The organism is Marinicrinis lubricantis (genome assembly GCF_042658665.1).
GTDB lineage: Bacteria > Bacillota > Bacilli > Paenibacillales > KCTC-33676 > Marinicrinis > Marinicrinis lubricantis.
The window spans coordinates 1-15,134 of sequence record NZ_JBHSQV010000005.1 but is presented as its reverse complement, the minus strand read 5'-3'; the positions used below and the strand labels follow the sequence as shown (position 1 = coordinate 15,134).

Annotated in this window: 14 protein-coding genes, 14 tRNA genes and 1 pseudogene; 26 read left to right on the top strand and 3 right to left on the bottom strand. The window is 47.4% G+C overall.

The annotated features are described in order from the left end of the window. The first annotated feature begins 251 nt into the window (after window positions 1-251). From ACFPXP_RS01005 to ACFPXP_RS00940, 14 genes are all read left to right on the top strand, one after another. Window positions 252-325, top strand: a tRNA-Ile gene (locus ACFPXP_RS01005). Between the two features lie 76 nt (window positions 326-401). Beyond that, window positions 402-487, top strand: a tRNA-Ser gene (locus ACFPXP_RS01000). Window positions 488-501: 14 nt separating this feature from the next. Continuing rightward, window positions 502-575, top strand: a tRNA-Met gene (locus ACFPXP_RS00995). Between the two features lie 5 nt (window positions 576-580). Beyond that, window positions 581-656: transfer RNA gene (locus ACFPXP_RS00990), tRNA-Ala, on the top strand. 1 nt (window position 657) lies between these two features. After that, window positions 658-733, top strand: a tRNA-Asn gene (locus ACFPXP_RS00985). A 3-nt stretch (window positions 734-736) separates the two neighbouring features. Next, a tRNA-Thr gene (locus ACFPXP_RS00980) sits at window positions 737-809 on the top strand. A gap of 41 nt (window positions 810-850) precedes the next feature. Then, a tRNA-Met gene (locus ACFPXP_RS00975) sits at window positions 851-924 on the top strand. A 3-nt stretch (window positions 925-927) separates the two neighbouring features. Then, a tRNA-Asp gene (locus ACFPXP_RS00970) sits at window positions 928-1,004 on the top strand. A 52-nt stretch (window positions 1,005-1,056) separates the two neighbouring features. After that, a tRNA-Tyr gene (locus tag ACFPXP_RS00965) sits at window positions 1,057-1,141 on the top strand. Window positions 1,142-1,154: 13 nt separating this feature from the next. Further along, window positions 1,155-1,230, top strand: a tRNA-Lys gene (locus ACFPXP_RS00960). Between the two features lie 106 nt (window positions 1,231-1,336). Further along, window positions 1,337-1,413: transfer RNA gene (locus ACFPXP_RS00955), tRNA-Arg, on the top strand. A 15-nt stretch (window positions 1,414-1,428) separates the two neighbouring features. Continuing rightward, window positions 1,429-1,505 (top strand) — tRNA-Pro (locus tag ACFPXP_RS00950). A gap of 13 nt (window positions 1,506-1,518) precedes the next feature. Next, a tRNA-Gly gene (locus ACFPXP_RS00945) sits at window positions 1,519-1,592 on the top strand. Between the two features lie 216 nt (window positions 1,593-1,808). Then, the gene (locus ACFPXP_RS00940) at window positions 1,809-3,050 is read left to right on the top strand and encodes an MFS transporter (protein ID WP_379891553.1); all 1,242 of its coding nucleotides are present in this window, start codon (window positions 1,809-1,811) and stop codon (window positions 3,048-3,050) included. A gap of 59 nt (window positions 3,051-3,109) precedes the next feature. Here the strand turns inward: ACFPXP_RS00940 and ACFPXP_RS00935 are convergent, their stop codons facing one another. After that, window positions 3,110-3,847, bottom strand: a complete 738-nt coding sequence (locus ACFPXP_RS00935; protein ID WP_379891551.1) for an HAD family hydrolase — start codon at window positions 3,845-3,847, stop codon at window positions 3,110-3,112. Window positions 3,848-3,932: 85 nt separating this feature from the next. Between ACFPXP_RS00935 and polA the strand changes: the two genes are divergently transcribed. From polA to ACFPXP_RS00910, 5 genes are all read left to right on the top strand, one after another. After that, window positions 3,933-6,575, top strand: coding sequence for a DNA polymerase I (polA, locus tag ACFPXP_RS00930; protein ID WP_379891549.1), 2,643 nt, complete (start codon window positions 3,933-3,935; stop codon window positions 6,573-6,575). Window positions 6,576-6,680: 105 nt separating this feature from the next. After that, window positions 6,681-7,535, top strand: a complete 855-nt coding sequence (gene mutM / locus ACFPXP_RS00925; protein WP_379891547.1) for a DNA-formamidopyrimidine glycosylase — start codon at window positions 6,681-6,683, stop codon at window positions 7,533-7,535. A gap of 129 nt (window positions 7,536-7,664) precedes the next feature. Further along, window positions 7,665-8,333 (top strand): sporulation membrane protein YtaF, encoded by a 669-nt coding sequence (gene ytaF, locus ACFPXP_RS00920; RefSeq protein WP_379891545.1) that lies wholly within the window; start codon window positions 7,665-7,667, stop codon window positions 8,331-8,333. 19 nt (window positions 8,334-8,352) lie between these two features. Then, window positions 8,353-8,982 (top strand): dephospho-CoA kinase, encoded by a 630-nt coding sequence (coaE, locus tag ACFPXP_RS00915; protein ID WP_379891543.1) that lies wholly within the window; start codon window positions 8,353-8,355, stop codon window positions 8,980-8,982. Further along, on the top strand, window positions 8,979-9,575 hold the full coding sequence (locus ACFPXP_RS00910; RefSeq protein WP_379891541.1) for a lytic transglycosylase domain-containing protein: 597 nt from the start codon (window positions 8,979-8,981) through the stop codon (window positions 9,573-9,575). The genes coaE and ACFPXP_RS00910 overlap by 4 nt, the downstream gene beginning before the upstream one ends. 63 nt (window positions 9,576-9,638) lie before the next feature. Here ACFPXP_RS00910 and ACFPXP_RS00905 read toward each other — a convergent pair whose 3' ends face one another. After that, complete coding sequence (locus ACFPXP_RS00905; protein WP_379891539.1) at window positions 9,639-9,854, bottom strand: small, acid-soluble spore protein, alpha/beta type; 216 nt, start codon at window positions 9,852-9,854, stop codon at window positions 9,639-9,641. Between the two features lie 176 nt (window positions 9,855-10,030). Here ACFPXP_RS00905 and nrdR point away from each other — a divergent pair, with 176 nt between their 5' ends. Further along, window positions 10,031-10,504, top strand: a complete 474-nt coding sequence (gene nrdR, locus ACFPXP_RS00900; RefSeq protein WP_379891537.1) for a transcriptional regulator NrdR — start codon at window positions 10,031-10,033, stop codon at window positions 10,502-10,504. Window positions 10,505-10,587: 83 nt separating this feature from the next. After that, a tRNA-Ala gene (locus ACFPXP_RS00895) sits at window positions 10,588-10,660 on the top strand. A gap of 567 nt (window positions 10,661-11,227) precedes the next feature. Here ACFPXP_RS00895 and ACFPXP_RS00890 read toward each other — a convergent pair. Beyond that, window positions 11,228-11,872, bottom strand: a pseudogene (locus ACFPXP_RS00890) (MFS transporter); the annotation flags it as partial. Window positions 11,873-12,080: 208 nt separating this feature from the next. Here ACFPXP_RS00890 and ACFPXP_RS00885 point away from each other — a divergent pair. The 5 genes from ACFPXP_RS00885 to ACFPXP_RS00865 are packed head-to-tail and all read left to right on the top strand — an operon-like array spanning window position 12,081 to window position 14,660. Beyond that, a complete protein-coding gene (locus tag ACFPXP_RS00885; protein WP_379891535.1) occupies window positions 12,081-12,410 on the top strand; it encodes a PadR family transcriptional regulator in 330 nt (109 codons plus the stop codon). Beyond that, window positions 12,407-12,754: a DUF1048 domain-containing protein gene (locus ACFPXP_RS00880; protein ID WP_379891533.1), complete on the top strand. Its 348-nt coding sequence runs from the start codon at window positions 12,407-12,409 to the stop codon at window positions 12,752-12,754. The genes ACFPXP_RS00885 and ACFPXP_RS00880 overlap by 4 nt, the downstream gene beginning before the upstream one ends. 12 nt (window positions 12,755-12,766) lie before the next feature. Next, window positions 12,767-13,117: a DUF1048 domain-containing protein gene (locus ACFPXP_RS00875; protein WP_379891531.1), complete on the top strand. Its 351-nt coding sequence runs from the start codon at window positions 12,767-12,769 to the stop codon at window positions 13,115-13,117. A gap of 13 nt (window positions 13,118-13,130) precedes the next feature. Beyond that, on the top strand, window positions 13,131-13,889 hold the full coding sequence (locus ACFPXP_RS00870; protein ID WP_379891529.1) for an ABC transporter ATP-binding protein: 759 nt from the start codon (window positions 13,131-13,133) through the stop codon (window positions 13,887-13,889). Then, window positions 13,890-14,660 (top strand): ABC transporter permease, encoded by a 771-nt coding sequence (locus ACFPXP_RS00865; protein ID WP_379891527.1) that lies wholly within the window; start codon window positions 13,890-13,892, stop codon window positions 14,658-14,660. Window positions 14,661-15,134 lie beyond the last annotated feature (474 nt).

The window sequence follows — 15,134 nt, the reverse complement described above, 5'->3', positions numbered from 1 at the left end:
CGAAACACATTTGATGTGACAATAGTTCAGAGAAATCAAAAGATACACCTTAATATGACCCTAAAAAGTGATTGTTAGACTTTGTAGTTTAATCAGGTACTTTTCGGGGCCCATACAAAGATTCCATAAGGAATCAAAAGATCGACAACATGTTGATCAACAAGCAACCTTACACTTTCGCATTCAGTTTTGAAGGAGCAAAAGAATGAATTGTTCAATTGCTCACATCGGGGGAACCCAGAAAAATGCTGGGGCCTTTAGCTCAGTTGGTTAGAGCGCACCCCTGATAAGGGTGAGGTCGGTGGTTCGAGTCCACTAAGGCCCATTATCTATTCAGTAAAAAATTATCATATTGATCAAAATTACATGATAAGATAGAATAGATTTGTTGCAGAAAATTAGGAGAGATACCCAAGAGGCCGAAGGGGGCGCTTTGCTAAAGCGTTAGGGTGTCACAGCCGCGAGGGTTCGAATCCCTCTCTCTCCGTATGTTATATTTATGGCGGCGTAGCTCAGCTGGCTAGAGCGTACGGTTCATACCCGTGAGGTCGGGGGTTCGATCCCCTCCGCCGCTATAATTGGGGCCATAGCTCAGCTGGGAGAGCGCATCGCTGGCAGCGATGAGGTCAGGGGTTCGATCCCCCTTGGCTCCACCATTCCCTGATAGCTCAGTTGGTAGAGCACTCGGCTGTTAACCGAGTTGTCACAGGTTCGAGTCCTGTTCGGGGAGCCATTTGCTCCCATAGCTCAGCAGGTAGAGTGCTTCCATGGTAAGGAAGAGGTCACCGGTTCAAATCCGGTTGGGAGCTTATGTTTTNATCCCGTCAGCGTCCACCATATCAGATATTGACGCGGGGTGGAGCAGTCCGGTAGCTCGTCGGGCTCATAACCCGAAGGTCGTAGGTTCAAATCCTGCCCCCGCAATATGGAGCTGTGGTGTAGAGGCCTAACATGCCTGCCTGTCACGCAGGAGACCGCGGGTTCGAATCCCGTCAGCTCCGCCATCTATTTATTGGATGAGAAACATCCATTGTGAACAGAATATTCTTTGTACTTGGGGGATTAGCGAAGTGGCCAAACGCGGCAGACTGTAAATCTGTTCTCTACGAGTTCGGTGGTTCGAATCCATCATCCCCCACCATTTATTATTTCATGAGCCATTAGCTCAGTCGGTAGAGCACCTGACTTTTAATCAGGGTGTCGAAGGTTCGAGTCCTTCATGGCTCACCAGTGTTACAATGCGCGTGTGGCGGAATTGGCAGACGCACAGGACTTAAAATCCTGCGATAGGTGACTATCGTACCGGTTCAAGTCCGGTTCTCGGCATTCATACTTTGTGCCCTTAGCTCAGCTGGATAGAGCGTTTGACTACGAATCAAAAGGTCGGGAGTTCGAATCTCTCAGGGCACGCCATTCTTATATTTAGATCGGGACGTAGCTCAGCTTGGTAGAGCACCTGGTTTGGGACCAGGGGGTCGCATGTTCAAATCGTGTCGTCCCGACCATATCATCTCATATGCGGGTGTAGTTCAATGGTAGAACTCCAGCCTTCCAAGCTGGTAGCGTGGGTTCGATTCCCATCACCCGCTCCATACATAAACGAATCAAAAGAACCGGACTTTACGGAGTCCGTTTTTATTTATAATTAATTCCATTCCACTAAGAATGGTACAAATGGATTTGCTATAAACTCGCCAAATGTTTTGTTATGAACCTCGGAGATTCACTTCACTTTGGCGGGTTTATTTTGTTATCCATGATTAATATTCCGTTTAAGATTATCGATCGTATACCCGGAGGGAAATTAGATGGCGCGACAATGGTTTGGGCGGCTAAAGGGGAACAGCAGAGGCTGTCTTTTATTTGAACCCCTATTTCTTATACCTTATAGTATGTTCGCGACGTATGCGACCGTTTACATGTATGATTTGGGACTGAATGAGACGCAGATTGGCTGGGTCACCTCTATCGGTTTGGCCGTTCAGGTGTTCGCTTCTTTCATTAGCGGTTATTTAACGGATCGCATGGGGAGAAAACCGGCTCTGCTCATTTCGGACATTTTTAGTTGGAGTGTCGGAACGCTGCTCTGGGCGGTGTCTCAGAACTTTTGGTTCTTTGTATTGGCTGCATTCGTTAATGGGTTCCAGCGTGTTCCGCATACTGCGTTTTACTGTTTGCTCGTAGAGGGGACCGAAGCGAAGGATCGGACTTATGTATTTACGCTGCTGCAAATTATTGGGGTCGTTGGCGGATTGTTCGCGCCACTGGGCGGTCTCATCGTATATCATTATGGACTTGTACCCGGTATGCGGATCATGTATGTGCTCGCTTTCGTATTGATGACGACCCAGTTTATCGGGCGCCATCTGATGACGGAGGAAACCGAGATCGGCTATCGCAAAATGCGTGAAACCCGCGAGCTGGGGCTGAAAAAAAGCTTGAAGGATTATTCTTTGGCGATTCGGATGACCTTGACAAATCCTGGATTGCTTTTGATTTTTGGCGTCTATATTTTATTCAACTTTCAGCTGACCTTGAAGGGTACATATTTGTCTCTCTATATGGCGGATTATTTAAAGCTGGATAATGGTATGATTTCTATGTTTCCAGCCATTTCATCGGTAATTATGCTCTTGACCTTATGGCTGCTCATGCCGCGGATTCCAGAGAAATATACGAACCGTGCGATGGGATGGGGGTTCCTCCTGGCACTGGCTTCGAATGTGCTGCTTATTGTTTCACCGCCTGAAGGATTGTTCTGGGTTAGTGTGAGTACGATATTAGCCGCGGTTGGCACGATGATTAGTGCCCCGTATTTGGAAACGGTGGTGGCTAATGCGATTGATGATGATCAGCGCGCTAAAATTTTCTCGATCTTATCTGTACTTCTGCTGCTGGTCATTACGCCATCTGGGATTATCGGAGGCTGGGCGTATAAGGTGGATCCGAGACTTCCGTTTTGGCTGATGATTGCGGCATTTGCTGCAAGTATCCTCTTGCTGGCTTATCCAGCATACAAAGCAAAACGCGATAACACCTATTCAGCTTGAAAACAAAAACCCGGTTTCTGATAATCCAGAGCCGGGTTTCTATATACACATTTTATTTACTAGATAAAGGGCTTCTTTGTTAGAGCATCCAGTGTGTGAATCGTGACGAAGTGCTCACGATCGCCTGGTTTGGCTCTTTTTTTCTTTTTATTTCGATGAATCCATATCGCATCCATTCCCGCCCGATGAGCACCGAGCACATCATTTTTCTTCGAATCTCCGATCATCACCGTCTGTTTCGGGTTCAATCCGGCGGATTTCAAGGCATACTCAAAAATCAGCTTGTTCGGTTTCTTCGATCCAGCGATTTTAGCGGTATACACATGCTTGCTGTCAATACAGCTGTCCAGTCCTAACTGCTTCAAAGTAAAACGATGGCTGTTACTGATAATCCCTAAGGTGTAATGTTTAGACAGCCGCTGTAATGTCGAATGAACTTCAGGATACAATGTAAACCACCTTCTCTGTTCCTTCCATACTTGCTGTATAAAATGCTGTTTAGCTGAATCGTCCAAGGGGAGCTTGCTTTTGTGGAGAGCGACGCGAAGACAGTGCATTCTAAGTTGATATATGGGGAGTGCTGAGCCTTTTCTGCGCTGTTGAAGCATGAACTGCTGCATTTGATCCTGATACAGCTTAAGAAGCGATGCCGCCTTCAGATCCGGATCCCAGCGTGCCGTATAATCGTGGAAGGTTTCCTCCATGCTTTTCTGAAACGAGGCTTCAGGATCGACGAGCGTCCCGACGACGTCGAAAAATAGCATTTTTTTATGAGAAAGCAGCGGCTTTGAACTCATATATTCAGGCCTCCCGGATTTTCCTGTTCCTTCTACATTATGCTATGATGTTATTAAATATGAAGCGACAAGTCGAGGTGCTTTGATGAATAAATTAATCGTCATTGACGGAAATAGTATTGCGAATCGTGCTTTCTACGCGCTGCCCTTATTAAGCAATGCCCAAGGACAGCATACGAATGCGGTGTACGGCTTTACTACGATGCTGATGAAGCTGATTGAAGAGGAAAAACCGACACATTTTCTAGTAGCTTTTGATGCGGGAAAGGTGACCTTTAGACATAAAGATTACAAGGAATATAAAGGCGGCAGAGCAAAAACACCTCCGGAGCTTTCGGAACAATTTCCGATGATCAAGCAGCTCCTCGAAGCATTCGCGATTCAGCAGTTTGAGCTGGAAGGCTATGAAGCAGATGATATCGTCGGAACGATTACGAAGATGGCGGATGAGCAGCAGTTTCCGGTTCTCGTCGTCACAGGAGACAAGGATATGCTTCAGCTTGCGTCGCAGCATGTGACGATTGCACTTACCCGCAAGGGGATCAGCGAAATGGAAAAGTATGACCCTGAGGCGATTAAGGAGAAATATGGCCTGACACCTCAGCAGATCGTTGATCTAAAAGGCTTGATGGGAGACTCCTCAGATAATATCCCGGGTATCCCCGGCGTCGGTGAAAAGACAGGCCTAAAGCTGCTTCATGAGTATGGTACGGTTGAGGAAGTGCTAGCCCACGCGGACGACTTGAAAGGCAAAATGAAAGAGAAAGTAAAAGAGCATGCAGAATCCGCCAGGATGAGCAAGGAACTGGCTACGATATTCCGGGAAGTCCCTCTCGATTTTGGCTGGGAGTCTTTGAAATATGAAGGATACGAGGCGGCTTCATTGGCAGAGATGTTCACGAGGCTGGAATTTAAGTCTTTACTGGAAAAAATGAACCTCTCTACTGCACGGGGAGAGATTAAGGAAGAAGAGGTTTCTTTAATCACCATCGGACCGGGTCAGCTTGGACAGCTCGGCGAAATTTTGCCGCGGATCCAATCTATTCATGTGGAGGTAACCGGCGAAAATCCGCATCAGGGCGCAATTTTAGGAATTGGCTTGGCGGGTGAAGATGCCTGCTACTTCATTTCCATCGATACGTTGAAACAGGAAGCGGCGCAGCCTCTCGTGAAGTGGCTGGAAGATGAGGCAAAGGAAAAAGTGATTTACGATGCGCACAAAGCACAGCTTGCGCTGCATTGGCAAGGGATAGAACTGAGGGGGATTCGATTCGATGTACTGCTTGCTGGATATCTGCTCGATCCGACAAAAAATGACCAAACTTTGAGCGGCATGACAGACCAATACGGAGTACCGGCTATCCAGAGCGATGAGCATGTTTTTGGAAAAGGTGCCAAGTTCAAGGTTCCTGAAATCGAGGTGCTGAGTGAGCATTTGTGCCGTAAGGCTTTAGCTGTTCATCGACTGCAGCCTGTGATGCAAAAGCATTTGAATGAGCTTCAGATGGATGAGCTGTTCTATGACTTGGAGCTTCCTTTATCCTCCGTACTGGCGTCGATGGAATTGAGGGGAGTGAAAGTCGATGTTCAGGAATTAAAGGATTTTGGGGAGGAGCTTCAAAAGAAGCTGGATGAAGTCATTTCACATATTTATGAATTGGCTGGCACTGAGTTTAATTTGAATTCACCAAAGCAGCTGGGTGAAATTTTGTTCGATAAATTAGGTCTGCCTGTGATTAAGAAAACTAAGACGGGTTATTCCACCGATGCGGAAGTGCTGGAGAAGCTGGAGCCGTACCATGAGATCATTAGCCATATTTTATATTATAGAACGATCAGCAAGCTTCAATCGACCTACGTGGAAGGGCTGCTGAAAGAGGTTCATACAGACACTGGAAAAATCCATACCTACTATCGGCAAACCATCGCGGCAACAGGCCGTTTGAGCAGTCAATTTCCGAATTTGCAGAACATTCCGATCCGTCTGGAAGAAGGACGAAAAATTCGGAAAGTATTTAAGCCTTCTGAAGAGGGATGGCGTATTTTAGCGGCTGATTATTCACAAATTGAGCTCCGTATCTTAGCCCATATCTCCAAAGATGAGAAGCTGATTGAAGCGTTTCGTGAGGATCGGGACATTCATACAAAGACCGCGATGGATGTGTTCGGCGTCTCGGCAGAGCAGGTTGACTCGGAAATGCGTCGAAGGGCAAAAGCCGTCAATTTTGGAATAGTCTACGGCATAAGTGATTATGGACTCTCACAAAATTTGAACATTACCAGAAAAGAAGCTGCTGCATTTATTGAGCAATATTTTGCGGTATTTCAAGGCGTAAGAGCGTTCATGGACGACATCGTGAAGCAGGCCAAAAAGGATGGCTATGTCTCGACTCTGCTTCACCGTAGAAGATATTTACCGGAAATTAATGCATCGAATTTTAACCAACGTTCTTTCGCGGAGAGAACGGCAATGAATACGCCGATACAAGGAACAGCGGCCGATGTAATCAAGCTCGCCATGGTACAGTTGTATAACCGGATGCAGAAGGAGAAGGTGCAAAGCCGCATGCTGCTGCAGGTACATGACGAATTAGTGCTTGAAGTACCTCCGAACGAGATGGATCTGATGGAGAGAATGGTTCGCGAAACGATGGAAAATGCACTGGAATTGGCTGTGCCGCTGAAGGTCGAGGTCAGCAGTGGAAAAGACTGGTACGAAGCGAAGTAAAAGATATGGTGAAGACTTCGGAAGCAGCAAAAGAAACGGAGTTTCGCCTGATTATGGCGGTACAATAGAGCGGAAATGGGTTATAATGATGGGGAGTGAGAACAAATGCCAGAATTGCCGGAAGTGGAGACGGTTAAGCGAACGCTTAATCAGTTAGTGATCGGGAAAAGGATCGAGCGGGTTTCGGTTCATTTGGCCCGAATTATCCAACGTCCGGAGGAGCCTCAAGAGTTTAGTATACTGCTTGAAGGACAGACGATTCATCTCGTTGAACGAAGAGGAAAATTTTTAAGATTTGTTATGGACGATCTCGTGATGGTGTCCCATTTAAGAATGGAAGGACGCTATGGCGTTTACAGCTCATCTGAACCAGTAGAGCCGCATACACACGTTATTTTTCATTTCACGGACGGAACAGAGCTCCGTTACAAAGACGTCCGTCAGTTTGGGACGATGCACCTGTTCAAGAAAGGGGAGGAGTGGAATGCTCCTCCACTCAACAAGCTGGGCATCGAACCTTTGGACGAGGGCTTTACTTTTGAAGCTTTTCGCAGCGCATTAAATGGCAAGAAAAGCAAGATTAAGCCTTTGCTGCTCAATCAAGTATATGTCGTTGGTTTAGGGAATATATATGTAGATGAAGCGCTGTTCGAGGCGGGTATTCATCCAGAAAGAGAAGCAGACAGCTTATCTTCTAAGGAATTAAAACGGCTGCATGCCGCCATCGTTCAGACATTGAAGGAAGCTGTTGACCAAGGTGGATCCTCGATCAAATCGTATGTCAATGGGCAGGGCGAAATGGGCATGTTCCAACAGCAGCTGAAGGTATATGGCCGAAAGCAGGAACCATGCTTGCGTTGCGGACAACCTATTGCGAAGTCGGTCGTTGGAGGCAGAGGAACCCACTTTTGCAGCAAATGCCAGCCGCTCAAGAAGCGTCGAGAGAGCAAGGTGAAATAGAACGAGTACCGTTATTGCAGGATGCGATCCAGAATAAGCTTGTCAGCCCGTTCCTGGATTCAAAAGAAGAGGATTCAGCACCGATTTCTTCCCGCGCCCATATGATGGGGGTAAGGAGGGAGTCGAACCATGGCCTCATTCATCTCGTTAGCTGTTCTTGCTTTTGCTGTAAGTCTTGATGGCTTCAGTGTAGGGATCACCTACGGTATGCGTAACATTCGAACGCCGCTGTTTTCGATTGCAATCATTTGTGCGTGTTCCGGGGTATTAATATTCTTTTCCATGCAGCTTGGCAGTGTGATGCTTCGATTCATCAGCGGTGACGTCGCGAAGGTTATTGGAGCCGCGATATTAATTATGATTGGCCTCTGGAGCATCGTACAGATGTGGATGCAAAATAGAAGCCCCGCAGAACACGATGTGGTTAAGGTTCAGGAGAAAGGCAGAGGTGAACCTTCCACGCTGCTGCATTTTGAGATTAAAAAGCTTGGACTCGTCATAGAGATATTAAGAAAGCCGTCGGAAGCTGATTTGGACCGTTCCGGCAATATTTCTGCAATGGAAGCGGCTTGGCTGGGTGTTGCTTTGTCTTTGGATGCAGTAGGGGCTGGGATTGGGGCAGCATTGATCAGTCTGCCGGCACTCTATACCTCGTTATTGATAGCGATCACTTGCGGTTTCTTTTTATGGACAGGACTAAAAGTGGGCAGCTGGGCATCAAGGCTGGGATGGATGAAAAGAATGTCGCTGCTGCCAGGACTTATTTTAATTATTCTGGGTATTTCTAAATTGTTTTAATAAACGGGTGGGTACGCTAATGAATATAGGTTTGACCGGAGGTATTGCGTGCGGAAAAAGCACGGTGTCCTCCATGCTAGTTGAAAAGGGTGCGGCGTTAGTCGACGCGGACCGTATCGCCAGGGAGGTCGTACTCCCTGGGGAGCCGGCGCTAAAGCAGATCGTGGATCGATTTGGACAAGCTGTGCTGCTGGAGGATGGCAGCTTGAACCGAAAGCAATTAGGATCGATCGTCTTTGCTGACGACGAATCCCGCAAGGATTTGGAAGCGATTCTGCATCCAACGATCCGCGCTCGAATGAAGGAACAGATGGCCGCTTATGAACGTGAAATTCCAGATCGATTAGTTGTCGTAGACGTTCCGCTTCTGTATGAGTCAAAGCTTCAAGAATTGTTTCAGGCGGTTTTAGTGGTATATGTTCCCGAAGAAGTTCAGTTGAAGCGACTCATGGAGCGGGACGGGATCCTTGAAAAGGACGCCATGAACCGGATCAAGTCCCAAATGCCAATTGAAGAAAAAAAGAAAAAGGCAGATCTGTACATAGACAACAGTGGAAGTATGGAACAGACGAAACAGCAGGTCGATTTGTTTTGGCAGAAATACGTGATTGGTAAGCAACTGCCGAGTCGCAAAGGGAAGCATTCATGAAGTTTTTTTTGAAGAAACGGTTCTTTCTCCTGCTGTTGATCGTGGTGCTGCTGCTGCTTTTCTATAATACTTCTTGGCTCGGACGAATCATGTACCCGATAAAATATAAGGATGATATTCAGCTTAGCGCGCAAGAGTACAAAGTGGATCCGATTCTGATTGCCTCTGTTATTCGTGTGGAAAGCAACTATAATCCCGAAATGGTTTCGAAGAAAAATGCTTTGGGACTCATGCAATTAATGCCGCAAACGGCAGAATGGATCGTATCGATTCAGCAATTGGATCCATTGAGTGAGGAATTGCTGCTTCGTGCTGATGTTAATATTAATTTGGGAGCATGGTATTTATCTTATTTATATAAAACATTGGAAAATTACATCGAGTCGTTGGACAAGCATGACCAAATTGCGGTGATCGCCGCAGCCTATAATGCAGGCCAGGGCAATGTGCTGAAATGGTTGGAGGGGGGACGATGGGACGGTCGGATCGACAATCTGTCTCAAGTACCCTTTGGCGAGACTAGGCATTATGTCCAGAGGATATTGTATTATTATAAGAAATATGAAGAGTTATACGATCTAGAACGTACTTGAATTTCTTATGTAACGCCGAACACAGCTGCTTTAAGCAGCTGCGTTCGGTTCGGTTATAATGACTTATTTGAATTGCCCAGCAAGTTGTTGTTCGGCGATTTGAACCAGGCGACGAGTGATGTGACCCCCGATAGCACCAGTGTCACGAGTCGCCATGTTGCCATAGTACCCGTCTTGAGGAACTGCGATCCCCAATTCTTGAGCTACCTCATACTTCAATTGATCCAAAGCAGCGTTTGCTTGAGGGATGACTAATGCGTTTGTTCTGTTTCGAGACATGTTGTTTCACCTCCTTGCTGTTGGTAATCCTATTATGTAACGGTAAGGTCAAGTTCATTACTTTTTTTTAGTGGTAATTTTTTCAGGTAGATCGACATCGTGCAAGTACGTTGCGTTAAGTCTTTGATATATATAGCTATACATTAAAAATACAATGGCGGAGGGGAGAAATACTCATGAAGTGTCCATACTGTGATTATTCTGGAACGAAGGTGCTGGATTCCAGACCGGCTAATGATAATAAGTCCATTCGCAGACGTAGAGAATGCGAGCAATGTCAAAGGCGATTTACAACCTTCGAGATGGTGGAGGAAACACCGCTTATCGTGATTAAGAAGGATGGCAGTCGTGAAGAATTTAGCCGGGATAAAATTTTGAGGGGCTTGATCCGCGCTTGTGAGAAGCGTCCGGTTCCTGTAGATACATTAGAGCAAATCGTTTCCGAGGTTGAACAACAGCTGCGGCAAACAGCCCACGCAGAAGTGGACAGCAGGGTAATTGGCGAATTGGTCATGGAGCAGCTGTATCCTGTGGACGAAGTGTCATATGTTCGCTTCGCTTCGGTGTATCGACAGTTTAAAGATATTAACATGTTTATGAAGGAACTGAGCACACTGCTCAACCGCAATCAATTTGTTGAGAAAGAGTAAGCACAGAGCCTTTTTCTGGCGGTTTCAAGAGTATTGACAGCTTTCTTTTATATCTGATAACATTACTCTTGTCCGCAAATTGCGGGGCCATAGCTCAGCTGGGAGAGCGCATCGCTGGCAGCGATGAGGTCAGGGGTTCGATCCCCCTTGGCTCCATAACGCAAAAAGTCCGACCTAAAGGTAACCTAAAGGTCGGGCTTTTTGCGTTACAGGTTACTGGAGATCCGAACCCGGAGGGTTCGCCCGCACGCGCATGGAGCGAAGCGGAGGAGCACGGCGTCTGAATCTACCGCTGGGATCTGCATCGGACTTCGACAGCAAGTTTAATCAGGATTCATACATCCCCTTCGGCTCCACCAAATATACAACAAACAACCACGCCATGAGGCGTGTTTTCTTGTTGTATATGGTTGGCAGCCCAGGGGTTGAGAACCCAGAATGGGTTCGTCAGCGAGCAGGTGATGAATTGCATCCTCGATTCAGCTTCAACGAACGAATACGGCGTCTGAATCTTGCGCAAAAAGTCTTCCGTCGAATAAGCCTCGGCAGCCATTTAGCCGAGATTCGGACATCCTCGTTCATCTCAGCCTGCAACTGCTTTTTTCGATGCAACTCGTACACTCGCTCCAAATATGATGAGCCCGATAAGGACTGAACCGCCTCCGAAATAGCCAATGTACGTGACGGAGCCGTTTTGGATCACTAACCCGCCTAATATCGATCCTAACGCGCTTCCCAAATAGAGGAACGAGGCATGGAGCGAGAGCGAAATCCCTGCGGCTTTACCTGACAGATCCATAAGTCGATGCTGTTGAGCAGGGTACTGACTCCCCAAAGTAGTACCGCAGAAGCAATACCGGCTGCTACAACACCATCGAAATAAGGGAATGAACCTAAGATCGAAAAAGCTATTAAGGCTACAATCAGTAAGGGAAGGGAGATTGCAATCGTTCGAGGTGAGCCAATACGGTCGACCGAAAAGCCCCCAAGACTGGCGCCGATAAAATTTGCAATACCTGCTATAAGTAGGATAAGACTGATTGTTTTTTCTGCTGCTCCAAGTCCGATGAAAATTTCCGCAATATACGTATACACGGAAAAAATTCCGATTCCCCATGCCAGTGTCGTAAACAAAGCGAGTATGATTTCCGGTCGTTTCATAAACGCCAATCTGTCTTGCAGTGAAACAACGCCGGATGAAGGGACAAGAGGAAAAAGCAAACGGATGAGTAGGGCAGCCAAAAATGCGACAATGGCCACAATCCAAAACGGCATCTGCCAGTTGAATGCAAGCGCAAGCCATGACCCGAACGGAACTCCTATAATCATGGCCACGGTCTGGCCGCCAACAACGATCGACAGTGCACGTCCACGCTTTTCTTATTATTTATACAGGGATAGATGGAGGACATAACGATACAATAATAGGAAAGCTTCTTTCTGAGCTTGACTACTGCAAGTAAAAGATTTTTCCAAGAGGTAGAAAAAAGCTGTTGACAATCCAACTACTTCGTAATACTATATAGTTGTAGTAAGTGATACTGGATACTGGTCATACAGAATAGCGGGAGTGAAGATGTTGGAAAATTTAACGGAAATGCTCAAAGGCGTGCTTGAGGGCTGCGTCCTTGAAATTATCAGCCGCAAAGAAACCTACGGTTACGAAATCACGCGGCAGCTGAACGCCCTCGGTTTCGAAGATGTTGTGGAGGGAACGGTGTACACCATTCTAATCCGTCTTGAAAAAAATAAGCTTGTAGAGACCACCAAGAAGCCCTCCGATATGGGGCCGCCAAGAAAGTTCTTCATGCTCAACGAAGCGGGACGTGAGGAGTTACGGCGGTTCTGGGAAAAGTGGGAGTACGTATCATCCAAAATAAATGAGTTAAAGGAGAAGGAACGATGAACCTTTGGGAAAAGATCACAGGAAGCGACATGACGAAAGAAATGAAAGCTTTTGAAGCACGAGCCAAAAAGCTGCCGGCCGATTATCAAGCGGCATGGGAAAAAATGAATGCCCATCTTTGGCCGCACTCCGATTTCACCGGCCGCAACCTCATGCCGATTCTTGACGGCGTGCTTGGCCTGCTCGAAGAAACGGCGGCGGACGGCCAAAGGGTCCAAGAGGTTCTGGGTGACGATATCAAAGGCTTTTGTTCAGCACTGGTTGGCGCAGAAGGTGCAAAGTCTTACCGCGACAAATGGCGCGAGCAGCTCAACAATAATATCGCCAAAAAATTAGGTAAATAGGAGGATACTAAAATGAGTATACAAGATATCATCAAAGGTAAAAAAGAGTGGCGCGCGCATGTAGCGCGTGTCAAAGCGCTTCCGCAAGATTATCGGATTGTGTATAAAGAAATTCAAAAATATCTCTTTAAGGTCGGCCCTGTCGAGTTAACCGACGGGACGGGTTTGCTCTCGGGGATTGTCGATCTGTTTGAAGAAGGCGCGGCCTCGGGGAAAGGCGTGCTCGAAGTGACAGGCAATGACGTAGCGGCTTTCTGCGACGATCTTATCAAAGATTCCAAAACTTACGCTGACATCTATCAAGAATCTGCCCGCCAAAAGGTTAACAAAGCCATGAACAAAGATAAGGGTAAAACAAAGTAAATGGGGGATCGGGATGGAAAAAGCCATTGAAGTGAAAGGTTTGCGAAAGTCGTTCAAGAATACGGAAGTCCTAAAGGGCGTCGATTTGGATGTGAAGCGAGGCGAAATTTTCGCCCTGCTCGGCTCCAACGGCGCGGGCAAGACAACAATGGTTAAAATTATGACCACGCTGCTGAAACAGGACGGAGGCACCGCTGTCGTTAACGGATTCGACGTTGCGTCTAAGCCCGACCAAGTACGGCAGTCGATCAGCCTGACCGGCCAGTTTGCAGCCGTGGATGAGATTTTGACTGGGAGAGAGAATCTTATCATGATTGCGAAGCTTCGGCACCTCAAAGATCCGCGTCAGGTGGCGGATAGCATGCTTGAGCGCTTCGGACTGACAGACGCCGCTGACCGCAAGCCATCGACCTATTCTGGCGGCATGCGCCGAAGGCTCGACATCGCTTTGAGTCTTGTTGGCAATCCGCCGATTATTTTCCTTGACGAGCCGACGACGGGGCTTGATCCCGAGGCGCGCATCGAGGTTTGGAAGATTGTCAAGGAGCTTGCGAACGGAGGCACAACGATTTTTCTCACTACGCAGTATTTGGAGGAGGCCGAGCAGCTTGCCGACCGAATTGCGATTTTGCACGAGGGCAGAATTATTGCGGGCGGTACGCTTGAGGAGCTGAAAAGGCTGTTCCCGCCCGCTGAGGTGAAGTATGTGGAAAAACAGCCGACATTAGAAGAGATTTTTCTCACCATCGTCGGCAAAAAGGGGGAGAAGTAAATGGAGTCAACTAAAAACTACTTTTTCAGTGATATGGGCGTTATGCTAGGCCGTTCCATGCGGCATATATTCCGCAGTATGGATACCATTCTTACGGTTTGCATCACACCGATTGCGATGATGCTGCTGTTCGTCTATGTATTCGGCGGTGCAATTCAGACCGGCACGGATAATTATGTGAACTACCTGTTGCCTGGCATCCTGCTGATGGCCATCGCAAGCGGGACAGCATATACGGCTTACCGCCTGTTCATGGATAAGCAACGAGGCATCATAGAGCGCTTCCACTCCATGCCGATTTCGCGTTCCACCGTGTTGTGGGGGCATGTGCTGACTTCAGTGGTATCTAACGCCATTTCGATTGTCGTCATCATTCTCGTAGCGCTCCTCATGGGCTTCCGTTCGTCTGCGGGGGTAGTGTCTTGGCTTGCCGCCTCCGGTATACTCGTTCTGTTCACGTTGGCCCTGACCTGGATCGCGGCGCTTGCCGGACTGTCTGCAGCAACGGTGGAAGGCGCTAGCGCGTTTTCCTATCCGTTGATCTTCCTTCCTTTTATTAGCTCGGCGTTCGTGCCGACCGAGTCGATGCCAACGGTCGTACGCGTCTTTGCCGAAAACCAGCCGGTGACTCCGATTGTGGAAGCTATCCGTGCATTGCTCGCAGGCCAGCCTGTAGGGAATGATATCTGGGCTGCGCTCGCATGGTGCTTGGGGATATTAGTTGTAGCGTATGTTTTCGCAATGAGGGCTTTTCAACGCAAAATCGTTTAATGTAGCGGCTAATTGGTAGTGAAACCAACAATGGCGGGAGAGCGCATTACTGGCAGCGATGAGGTCAGGGGTTCAGTCCGCGAGCGCTTGAGCAGTAGCGAGGTGCACGGCGTTAAATTCAGGAATTCAACATCCCCTTTGGCTCCATAAGCCAAACAGAGTCCAATCTTTAGGTTGGGCTTTTTTGTAACTTGAGATCCAGTGGATCCGATCCAAAAAGTTTCTCTGCGCGCCAGGAAGCGGATGATAAGCTGCAAAGAAAAGATTTCCAACGAACAAGCACGGCAACTCATTCGATATGAAATGTTATAATTTTTTTATAATGTTAATCATGGCCATATTCTTTAAACTCAACTTTCGCAGAGCCAAAATCGGGTTAATGGCAAGTGCAGCATGAGTTTGTGATCGATTAGATCGAATGCTTGACGACATAGAAAAACACCGCTTCGTTTGGTAAGGTAAGAGTGTCGAATT

Excerpts from the sequence above, each read along its gene's own strand:
- ACFPXP_RS00940 (WP_379891553.1), top strand. The coding sequence starts at position 1,809 with ATGGCGCGACAATGGTTTGGGCGGCTAAAGGGGAACAGCAGAGGCTGT.
- ACFPXP_RS00935 (WP_379891551.1), bottom strand. The coding sequence starts at position 3,847 with ATGAGTTCAAAGCCGCTGCTTTCTCATAAAAAAATGCTATTTTTCGAC.
- polA (WP_379891549.1), top strand. The coding sequence starts at position 3,933 with ATGAATAAATTAATCGTCATTGACGGAAATAGTATTGCGAATCGTGCT.
- mutM (WP_379891547.1), top strand. The coding sequence starts at position 6,681 with ATGCCAGAATTGCCGGAAGTGGAGACGGTTAAGCGAACGCTTAATCAG.
- ytaF (WP_379891545.1), top strand. The coding sequence starts at position 7,665 with ATGGCCTCATTCATCTCGTTAGCTGTTCTTGCTTTTGCTGTAAGTCTT.
- coaE (WP_379891543.1), top strand. The coding sequence starts at position 8,353 with ATGAATATAGGTTTGACCGGAGGTATTGCGTGCGGAAAAAGCACGGTG.
- ACFPXP_RS00910 (WP_379891541.1), top strand. The coding sequence starts at position 8,979 with ATGAAGTTTTTTTTGAAGAAACGGTTCTTTCTCCTGCTGTTGATCGTG.
- ACFPXP_RS00905 (WP_379891539.1), bottom strand. The coding sequence starts at position 9,854 with ATGTCTCGAAACAGAACAAACGCATTAGTCATCCCTCAAGCAAACGCT.
- nrdR (WP_379891537.1), top strand. The coding sequence starts at position 10,031 with ATGAAGTGTCCATACTGTGATTATTCTGGAACGAAGGTGCTGGATTCC.
- ACFPXP_RS00885 (WP_379891535.1), top strand. The coding sequence starts at position 12,081 with ATGTTGGAAAATTTAACGGAAATGCTCAAAGGCGTGCTTGAGGGCTGC.
- ACFPXP_RS00880 (WP_379891533.1), top strand. The coding sequence starts at position 12,407 with ATGAACCTTTGGGAAAAGATCACAGGAAGCGACATGACGAAAGAAATG.
- ACFPXP_RS00875 (WP_379891531.1), top strand. The coding sequence starts at position 12,767 with ATGAGTATACAAGATATCATCAAAGGTAAAAAAGAGTGGCGCGCGCAT.
- ACFPXP_RS00870 (WP_379891529.1), top strand. The coding sequence starts at position 13,131 with ATGGAAAAAGCCATTGAAGTGAAAGGTTTGCGAAAGTCGTTCAAGAAT.
- ACFPXP_RS00865 (WP_379891527.1), top strand. The coding sequence starts at position 13,890 with ATGGAGTCAACTAAAAACTACTTTTTCAGTGATATGGGCGTTATGCTA.